The sequence below is a fragment of the Streptomyces sp. NPDC007971 genome (assembly GCF_042958635.1).
In the GTDB taxonomy this organism is placed as follows: domain Bacteria; phylum Actinomycetota; class Actinomycetes; order Streptomycetales; family Streptomycetaceae; genus Streptomyces.
In genome coordinates, this window is sequence record NZ_JBIBJK010000055.1 from 1 (window position 1) to 6,977 (window position 6,977).

The 6,977-nt window shown below is 72.8% G+C and carries 8 protein-coding genes and 1 pseudogene; 2 read left to right on the forward strand and 7 right to left on the reverse strand.

Annotation, left to right across the window (positions count from 1 at the left end; genetic code table 11):
- Positions 1–176: 176 nt before the first annotated feature.
- The 5 genes and pseudogenes from ACFZCP_RS45590 to ACFZCP_RS45610 all read right to left on the reverse strand — a co-directional run.
- Positions 177–650 (reverse strand): annotated as a pseudogene (locus ACFZCP_RS45590) (SDR family NAD(P)-dependent oxidoreductase); the annotation flags it as partial.
- Between the two features lie 201 nt (positions 651–851).
- Positions 852–1,766: an SDR family oxidoreductase gene (locus ACFZCP_RS45595; RefSeq protein ID WP_391443103.1), complete on the reverse strand. Its 915-nt coding sequence runs from the start codon at positions 1,764–1,766 to the stop codon at positions 852–854.
- Positions 1,767–1,931: 165 nt separating this feature from the next.
- Complete coding sequence (locus ACFZCP_RS45600) at positions 1,932–2,561, reverse strand: MBL fold metallo-hydrolase (protein ID WP_391443106.1); 630 nt, start codon at positions 2,559–2,561, stop codon at positions 1,932–1,934.
- Positions 2,561–3,649: an S-(hydroxymethyl)mycothiol dehydrogenase gene (locus ACFZCP_RS45605; RefSeq protein WP_391443109.1), complete on the reverse strand. Its 1,089-nt coding sequence runs from the start codon at positions 3,647–3,649 to the stop codon at positions 2,561–2,563. Before ACFZCP_RS45605 ends, ACFZCP_RS45600 begins: the two co-directional genes overlap by 1 nt.
- Positions 3,650–3,851: 202 nt before the next feature.
- The gene (locus ACFZCP_RS45610; protein WP_391443112.1) at positions 3,852–4,127 is read right to left on the reverse strand and encodes a hypothetical protein; all 276 of its coding nucleotides are present in this window, start codon (positions 4,125–4,127) and stop codon (positions 3,852–3,854) included.
- 207 nt (positions 4,128–4,334) lie between these two features.
- Between ACFZCP_RS45610 and ACFZCP_RS45615 the strand changes: the two genes are divergently transcribed.
- On the forward strand, positions 4,335–4,694 hold the full coding sequence (locus ACFZCP_RS45615) for a nuclear transport factor 2 family protein (protein ID WP_391443115.1): 360 nt from the start codon (positions 4,335–4,337) through the stop codon (positions 4,692–4,694).
- A 329-nt stretch (positions 4,695–5,023) separates the two neighbouring features.
- Here the strand turns inward: ACFZCP_RS45615 and ACFZCP_RS45620 are convergent, their stop codons facing one another.
- On the reverse strand, positions 5,024–6,046 hold the full coding sequence (locus ACFZCP_RS45620; RefSeq protein ID WP_391443117.1) for a CU044_5270 family protein: 1,023 nt from the start codon (positions 6,044–6,046) through the stop codon (positions 5,024–5,026).
- Positions 6,039–6,626 (reverse strand): sigma-70 family RNA polymerase sigma factor, encoded by a 588-nt coding sequence (locus ACFZCP_RS45625; RefSeq protein WP_391443120.1) that lies wholly within the window; start codon positions 6,624–6,626, stop codon positions 6,039–6,041. Before ACFZCP_RS45625 ends, ACFZCP_RS45620 begins: the two co-directional genes overlap by 8 nt.
- 106 nt (positions 6,627–6,732) lie before the next feature.
- Between ACFZCP_RS45625 and ACFZCP_RS45630 the strand changes: the two genes are divergently transcribed.
- On the forward strand, positions 6,733–6,977 hold a 245-nt coding region (locus tag ACFZCP_RS45630; RefSeq protein ID WP_391443123.1), incomplete at its 3' end, for a cbb3-type cytochrome c oxidase subunit I.

Below are 6,977 nucleotides of genomic sequence, written 5' to 3' on the forward strand. Positions count from 1 at the left end.
CCGGCGTGATTCAGGCATCCGCTCGGCGCCCACCAGGCCGTCACCACAAGCCGCAGGGCTGCCCGCCGCTCTCTGCTGAGACTCCGAATGTCCGGCTGTGCCCAGGCACGGCGGCCCTGCTGTTCGAACAGTCCGGAGTTCCAGCACTGGCCCGTTCCGTCCTTACGCGGGGATTAGGCGTGGTTGCCGAAGTCCTGCAGGCCGTTGACGGAGCCGATGCCGACGACGGCTCCGCGTCCGCAGGCGGCGAGGTGGGGCAGGGCTGCGCGGCAGCAGCGGTAGGCGCCGTTGAGGGTGATGTCGAGGTCGCGGGCCCAGGCCTCGTCGGGGTAGTCCTCGAAGAGCGGCACGTCGGGGGTGCAGTGGGCGGCGCAGGTGACCAGCACGTCGAGCGAGCCGAAGGCGGCGACGGCACGGACGACGGCCGCTTCGACCGAGGCCCGGTCCCCGACGTCGCACGCGAACGCCTCGGCGGTGCCGCCCTGCCGGCGCAGGGCGGCCGCGGTCCGCTCGGCCTCGGGCAGGTCGCGGTCGGTCACCAGGATCTGCCCGCCCTCCTCGGCGAGCCGCCGGGCGACGGCGGCGCCGATGCCGCGCGCCGCGCCCGTGACGAGAACTCCGTGTCCTGCGAAACGCTTGAGATCGGTCATGGGGTGACCGTAGGGCGGCAGGTGATCACCCCGACAGAGGTCGCACGTCCGCGTGCCGGTGTTCCGGCGGCACCCGGCCACCGGCACCCCGCAGTTGGCACCAGGCACCAGGCACAGGCACCAGGCACCCGATCGCAGGGGCCTTGCTGCCGGCGCCCGGTCATCGGCACCGTGCCGCCGAGCCCCGCTGTCGGCGGCCGGTCACCGGTAGCCGGTCGCGTCGGCCGGCTTTCCGGCGTCCTGCACCTCGACCAGGTACCGCCAGGCGTCCGGCCGGCTGCCGTCGAGATCGGTGAACCCGTACTCCCGGGCGAGGCCGCCGCTGGAGAGGGACTTCCCGTTGTGGCGGGCCACGCCGGGGTCGGCGGCCAGAGCGGCGACGGCACGGCCCACGTAGCGCGGGGTCTCGGAGATCGCGAAGTGCGCCTCGCGGGCCAGGGCGTCGCGCCAGTTGTCCTCGCGTACGCCGAAGGCGTCCAGCATGATCTCCGAGCGCAGCCAGCCGGGGGTGAGCGCGACGGCGGTGGCGCCGCGGGGACCGAGTTCGTGCCCGAGGGCGAAGGCCATGCGCAGGACGGACGCCTTGGCGAGGTCGTAGAAGAGGTTCACCCGGTAGGTGTCACGGTTGTACTCCGCGGTGCCGTCGGTGACCTCCACCACCAGTCCCCCGGGCCGGCGCAGCAGGAGCGGCAGTGCGAAGTGGCTGGTGACGGCATGGGTCTCGACGGCGAGGCGAAGCAGCCGGAGCCCGTTGTCGAGGTCGTGCTCCCACACCGGTGTGTCCCACTCGAAGAGTTTCTCGCCGCCCCAGATGTCGTTGACGAGGACGTCGAGGCGGCCCTGTTCGTCAGAGACGCGGTCGACGAGGGCCCGTACGGCGGATGTGTCCAGGTGGTCGACGGCGACGGCGATGCCGTGCCCGCCGGCCTCGGTGACGAGGTCGGCGGTGTCCTCGATGGTCTCGGGCCTGTCGTACTCGGAGCGGCGGGCGCGGGTGGAGCGTCCGGTGACGTAGACGGTGGCGCCGGCCGCGCCGAGTTCGACGGCGATCCCGCGGCCTGCGCCCCGGGTCGCCCCGGCGACCAGCGCCACCTTGTCCTGCAACGGCCCCGACATGTCCGACCTCCTGTACGGCACGACTGCTGTCGTCCCCGACTGTCCCGGGAAAGCCGGACATCTTCTGTCGGTATTTCTCGGCGGCTCTCTCAGCGGCAGCGGCGGAGTCCGTCGCCCAGGTCCTCGTCACCGCCGACGGCGAGCCGCGGCCGGTAGGTCCCGCGGTCAGTGCCCGCGGTTGATCCACTCCTCCAGATGGGGTGCCTCGGCGCCGATGGTGGTGGGGTCGCCGTGCCCGGTGAGGACCTTGGTCTCCGGCGGGAGGGTGAGGAGCCGGGCGCGGATGGAGTCGATGATCGTCGGGAAGTGGGAGTACGACCGTCCCGTGGCGCCGGGGCCGCCCTGGAAGAGCGTGTCGCCGGTGAAGACGACACCGAGGCCGGGGTCGTACAGGCACACGGCCCCGGGGGCGTGGCCGGGGGTGTGCAGGACGGTCAGGTCGGCGCCGGCGGTTTCCAGGACCTGGCCGTCGGCCAGGTGGCGGTCGGGCTCGCGGTCCGGGTGGGTCATCTTCCACAGCGACAGGTCGTCGGGGTGCAGCCAGATCGTGGCGCCGGTGAGGTCCGCGAGGGCGGGCGCGGCGTTGATGTGGTCGTTGTGGGCGTGGGTGCACACGATGGCGCTCAGCCGGCGGTCGGCCACCGCGTCGGCGATGGCCTCGGCGTCGTGGGCGGCGTCGATGACGATCACTTCGCGTTCGTCGCCGACGATCCACACGTTGTTCTCGACGTTCCAGGTGCCTCCGTCGAGCGTGAACTGTCCACTGGTGACGAGGCGTTCGATGCGCGTGGTCATCAGAGCATCACCACCGAACGCAGCACGTCGCCCTGGTGCATGCGGTCGAACGCCTTCTCCACGTCGTCCAGCCGGATGGTCTCGGTGACGAACGCGTCCAGCGGCAGGCGGCCCTGCAGGTGCAGGTCGATCAGCATCGGGAAGTCGCGGGAGGGCAGGCAGTCGCCGTACCAGGAGGACTTGAGCGCTCCGCCGCGTCCGAAGACGTCCAGCAGGGGCAGTTCGAGCTTCATCTCGGGGGTGGGGACGCCGACCAGGACGACCGTTCCGGCCAGGTCGCGGGCGTAAAAGGCCTGTTTGTACGTCTCGGGGCGGCCGACCGCCTCGATGACGACGTCGGCGCCGAAGCCGCCGGTCAGCTCGCGGATGGCCTCGACCGGGTCCGTCTCGGCGGAGTTGACCGTGTGGGTGGCGCCCAGCGCGCGGGCCTTGTCCAGCTTGCGCTCGTCGATGTCGACGGCGATGATCTTCGCCGCGCCCGCCAGGTTCGATCCGGCGACGGCCGCGTCGCCGACGCCGCCGCAGCCGATGACGGCGACGGAGTCGCCGCGGCCGACGTTGCCGGTGTTGATCGCGGCGCCGATGCCGGCCATCACGCCGCAGCCGAGCAGTCCGGCGACGGCCGGGGAGACGGCCGGGTCGACCTTGGTGCACTGTCCGGCCGCGACGAGCGTCTTCTCGGCGAAGGCGCCGATGCCGAGCGCCGGGGAGAGCTCCTGGCCGGTGGCGGCGAGAGTCATCTTCTGCCGCGCGTTGTGGGTGTTGAAGCAGTACCAGGGCCGGCCGCGCAGACATGCCCGGCAGTTCCCGCACACGGCACGCCAGTTGAGGACGACGAAGTCGCCGGGTGCCACGTCGGTGACGCCCTCGCCGACCGACTCCACGACGCCGGCGGCCTCGTGGCCGAGCAGGAAGGGGAACTCGTCCGAGATTCCGCCCTGTTTGTAGTGCAGATCGGTGTGACAGACGCCGCAGGCCTGGATGCGCACGACGGCTTCGCCGGGCCCCGGGTCCGGGACCACGATCGTCTCGACCCGTACGGGTTCGTCCTTCCCCGGTGCGATCACGCCGCGGACTTCCTGCGCCATGGCCTGGCCCCTTTTCCTCGTTGTGCCTTCGGAGCCGACCCTACGCGGGACCGGTCGGTAGCGGCACGGAGCGCGGCGGCGTCGGTGGATCTTTCCGGCCGCCGGATCTCCGGCCCGCCCCCGGCAGCGGTGAGGGCCGCCCCGGCGGGGACGGCCCTCACAGCCGCGGCAGGATCAGGGCCTGGCAGCGGCGGCCAACCGCTCAGGACCGGGTGAGGTCGGTGACCTGGCCCAGGTCGTCCAGGCGGTTCAGTTCGTCGAGCTTGTCCAGGGCGCCGCTGTGCAGCGCGACCCTCGGGGCCCGGGACTTGCGCTGGGCGGGGACGTTGCCGGCCTGGTGCGGGTCCATCGTCGCCATGGGGGCGCTCTGCCCGGTGTGTCCGGTGCCCGCCACGGCCGCGTTCGCGAGCGGAGCGGCGAGACCGGTGACCCCGACGGCCAGGCCGACGGCGGCGACGATACGTCGTGTTGAGATCATGCCTTCAGCAACGGCGCCGGGGGCCGCACGGATACGGGCGCCCGGCGGCGCTCACCCGTCAGGCGGAGCTGCGCCGGCCGCGCCTGCCCGTCACGCGGAGCGCCGTCGGCCGCGCTTGCCGTGCCCGCCGGGGCGGAGGAGTCTCGAAGGTGGGGCGTGCCGGTCCGCTTCCCCGCCGGGCCACGGACGCCCGAAGGAGGTCACACCATGGGCACTGCGACGGCCTTCGACACCGAGACCCTGCGCCGAGGCATAGAAGGCACCTCCGAAGACGCCCTCCTGTCGCTCTACGCGGAGGACGCGGAGATCCGCATCATCGACCGCAACACCCAGCCGAGCCACCCCAAGATCCTGCACGGCCGGAGCGAGATAGGCGAGATGCTCCACGACGTCTACAGCCGCGACATGACGCACAGGCTGGACCGGTGCGTCGTCCAGGGCGACCAGGCCGCCTACAGCGAGTCCTGCCAGTACGCGGACGGCACCCGCGTCCTCGCCGAGTCCATGATCACGTTGCGTGACGGCAAGATCGCCGAACAGATCCTGGTCCAGGCATGGGACGAGTAGGAAGGAAGCTGGCGAGGGTCCAGGTCACCTCACGGCTGACCTGGACCTTCTCGGCCCGGGCGACTCTGGGCCGGGCCCGTGCGCGGCGGCCGGGACCGGTTTCCGCGGCGGGTCTGCAGGCGTCGCTCGTTCTTCTTCGGTCGGCCTTGCGGGCGGCGCACCCGCGCCCCGGGCTGCCGCACGCGCCGCGCAAGCGGCATGCCCGGCACCGGTGAGCCGTACGGCAGCACGCACCGGGACGGTACCGCCGCCGGCGTACGGGCCGGGCAGCACATCCTGTCCGGCCACGGTGCCGGGCGGCGGCCGCCGCCCGGCAGCTCGGGGTGTGATCAGCGCATCCAGGCGCGGTAGGCCATGACGTCCCCGGCCTTCACCCCGTATGCGGGGTCGTCCTCGGTGCAGGTGTCCTCGATACCGAGGACCGCGCCGGTGCGCGGTTCCAGGATCAGCAGGTGCCGGATGCCGCCGGTGTCGTACACGTACGCCCGGCCGAAGCGGCCGAGGCGGTCGGTCACCTCGCCGGCCGGCCGCAGCCCCCTGGCCTCGGCGAACAGCCGGACCAGGGCCGCCGACTCGCGGGCGCCGAGGGTCCAGTGGTCGAGCAACTGCCCGACGGCATCGAAGAGCTCCGGGGTGCTCAGCGGCGCCGTGCTGCGGTCGACCTCGGGGCGGACGGTCTCGGTGAGGTAGGCGCGCAGGGCCGCCGCGGTGTGCGGCGGGGTTCCCTCGGGCGGGGCGTCGTTCCACATCGGCGGGTACGTGGTCCGGCTGATCACATGGCCGTCCGCCACCAGGTGCGGGTCGTCGCCGTCGTCGGTGAGGACCGGGCGGCCCGGCCTGCGCGGGTCGGTCGCCACGACCAGTTCGGTGTGGGTGGCGTCCGCCCGCCAGCGCACCACCCGCTCCTCGGGAAGCGTGACGGGGGGTTTGTCGTCGCCCAGGCCGAGGCTCCACGACTGCACGTGTGTGCCCTGGCGCAGCCGGGGTGAACCGCCCGCCGCGGCCGCATCCGCAAGGGCGACCATGTCCTTCAGCGGTACGGGCGTCGACCGGACGTGGACGGCCAGGGGGCGGGGCGCGGCGACGGCGCGCGGCGTGCTCGGGCCGCCGAGCACGGTGTCGAGGGCGATCACCAGGACGACGAGGGTGGCGGCGAGGCTCCAGACCAGCCGGGCGCGCGGGCCACGGCGCGGGAGCACCGCGCGCAGCCGGACACGGCGCCGTGGGCCGTCCTCGTGCAGCAGCCGCCGGAGTCGCTGCTCGGCACGCTCGTCCAGCTCCCTGTCGCGGTAGCCGGGACTGTCGGCCGGCACCGGGTCGGCGCGGCGCAGGAGTTCGAGTTCGTCAGCCATGTCCGTGGTCCTTGCACAGGGTCGCGTCGGCGGAGGCGGGGTCCGGGGCGGGCCGGCCGTCGGGCAGCGCCGCCACGGCGGGACGCATGCGGTCGATCTCGGCTCTGAGGCGGCTGCGCGCCCGGTGCAGGCGCATCGCCGCGGCCCGGCTGCCGCAGCCGAGGGCGACCGCGATGTCGTCGGCGCCCAGTTCCTCCCAGGCCGCGAGGCGCAGCACCTCCTGGTCCGCCGGGGACAGCCGGGCCAGGGCCTCGTGCACCCAGGCGCCGGGGGCCTCCGCGTCGGGGCTGTCCACGATGTGCCGGCCGTGCGCCGCCTCGTCGTTGCCCATCCGGTCCACCAGCCGGCGCCGGCGACCGTAGCCGCGTACCGCGTTCGCCAGGCAGTTGCGTGCCACGCCGTACAGCCAGGGCAGCGGCGACGCGGGCAGGTCGGCCCGGCGGCGCCAGGCCACCGTGAACACCTCCGCCACCACTTCCTCCACCTCGTCGGCCCGCCCAGGAAGTCGCCTTGCGACATAACGGCTGACCGCCCAGTAGTGCTCGCGATAGGCAGCGGCGAAGATCTCGTCGTTGCTCATGTTCGGTTCGTGTCCGGCACCGCCCGGATCGTCACACCCTTCTTCCGTGATGTTCCTCGCGCCGTCCGAGTGTGACCGACGGGCCGGGCGCGGACACAGGCGGGGCGTGAAGAGGATCCAAGACATCAGGGCCGTACGGTGGCTGACGACCACCGATCACAAGACGATCGGAACGCTCTATCTGGTCACAGCGTTCGGGTTCTTCCTGATCGGTGGTGTGATGGCGCTGCTCATGCGCGCCGAGCTGGCCCGTCCAGGCCTGCAGATCATGTCGAACGAGCAGTTCAACCAGGCGTTCACGATGCACGGCACGATCATGCTGCTGATGTTCGCGACGCCCCTGTTCGCCGG